The organism is Ruegeria sp. YTSC003, from assembly GCF_059609785.1.
On record NZ_JBXWMK010000036.1, the window covers coordinates 1 to 1,947 of the forward strand.

Consider the following 1,947-nt stretch of genomic DNA (forward strand, 5'->3'; position numbering starts at 1 on the left):
GCGCGCGAGGCGCAGAAGAAGCCTATTCAGGAAATCGGCGCTAAGATTGGCATCGATTCTGCTGATCTGCTGCCCTACGGCCATGACAAAGCGAAGGTCAGCCAGGAGTTCATCAACTCGGTCCAGGGTCGCGAAGACGGCAAGTTGGTGCTGGTCACCGCGATCAACCCGACGCCTGCGGGTGAGGGCAAGACGACCACGACCGTGGGTCTGGGTGATGGTCTGAACCGCATTGGCAAGAATGCGATGATCTGTATCCGCGAAGCCTCGCTGGGCCCGAACTTTGGCATGAAGGGCGGCGCTGCAGGGGGCGGGTACGCGCAGGTTGTTCCGATGGAGGAAATGAACCTGCACTTCACCGGGGATTTCCACGCGATCACCTCGGCGCATTCGCTGCTGTCGGCGATGATCGACAACCACATCTACTGGGGCAATGAAGCCGAGATCGATGTACGCCGCGTCGCATGGCGTCGCGTGGTCGACATGAATGACCGCGCCCTGCGTCAGATCACGGCGTCTCTGGGTGGGGTGTCGAACGGCTTCCCGCGCGAAACCGGCTTTGACATCACCGTGGCGTCCGAGGTCATGGCGATCCTGTGCCTGTCCAACGACCTGAAGGATCTGGAAAAGCGTCTGGGTGACATCATCGTGGCCTATCGCCGCGACAAGACTGCTGTTTACTGCCGCGACATCAAGGCCGAAGGCGCGATGACCGTGTTGCTGAAAGACGCGATGCAGCCGAACCTGGTGCAGACGCTGGAAAACAACCCAGCCTTTGTCCACGGTGGCCCGTTCGCGAATATCGCGCATGGCTGTAACTCGGTCATTGCCACCAAGACTGCTTTGAAAGTGGCTGACTACGTTGTGACTGAGGCTGGCTTTGGGGCCGATCTGGGTGCTGAGAAGTTCATGAATATCAAGTGCCGCAAGGCGGGCATCGCGCCGTCTGCAGTGGTGCTGGTTGCCACCGTGCGTGCGATGAAGATGAACGGCGGCGTTGCCAAGGCCGATCTGGGTGCGGAAAACGTCGATGCGGTCAACTCGGGCTGTGCCAACCTGGGTCGTCACATCGAGAACGTGAAATCCTTTGGCGTGCCGGTTGTGGTTGCCATCAACCACTTCGTCACCGACACCGATGCCGAAGTGCAGGCGGTCAGCGACTATTGCGCCGCGCATGGGGTTGAGGCGGTTCTGTCGCGTCACTGGGAACTGGGCTCGGAAGGCTCTGCGCCGCTGGCCGAGAAGGTTGTCGAGATCGTCGAGGGCGGCAGTGCCAACTTCGCACCGATCTACCCCGATGACATGCCGCTGTTCGAAAAGATCGAAACCATCGCCAAGCGCATCTACCGCGCCGACGAGGTTCTGGCCGACAACAAGATCCGCAACCAGCTGCGTGAATGGGAAGAGGCCGGATATGGCAATCTGCCGGTCTGCATGGCCAAGACGCAGTATTCGTTCTCGACCGACCCCACTTTGCGCGGCGCGCCCACCGGCCATTCGGTTCCGGTGCGTGAGGTACGTCTGAGCGCGGGTGCCGGCTTTATCGTGGTGGTCTGCGGTGAGATCATGACCATGCCCGGTCTGCCACGCAAACCGGCTGCGGAAACCATCTGCCTCAATGACGCAGGTGAGATCGAGGGCTTGTTCTAAGCCGCCGAATAGGACATCTCGTGGTCCGGGGTTTTCCCGGGCCATGAGGAGATCGCGATGCCCACTCTGACACCGCCGCAAGACTGTGCAACGATGCAGGATCTGCGGGTTCAGATCGACAAGCTGGACCGCCAACTGATCGAAATGTTGGTGGCGCGCGCAGGCTACATTGACCGCGCGTCCGAGCTGAAGCCGGGCGAGGGCCTGCCTGCCCGTATCCCGGACCGTGTCGAAGACGTGGTGCACCGCGTGCGCGCAAGCTCGGCCGAGCTGGGAATGGATCCGGATTTGGCCGAA

Annotated in this window: 2 protein-coding genes; both read left to right on the forward strand. The window is 61.1% G+C overall.

Features of this window, described 5'->3' with window-relative positions:
• On the forward strand, positions 1–1,650 hold a 1,650-nt coding region (locus tag AC2FFH_RS23125), incomplete at its 5' end, for a formate--tetrahydrofolate ligase (protein WP_496845414.1).
• Positions 1,651–1,707: 57 nt separating this feature from the next.
• Positions 1,708–1,947, forward strand: a 240-nt coding sequence (locus AC2FFH_RS23130; protein ID WP_496845415.1) for a chorismate mutase, incomplete at its 3' end; no start/stop codon positions are given.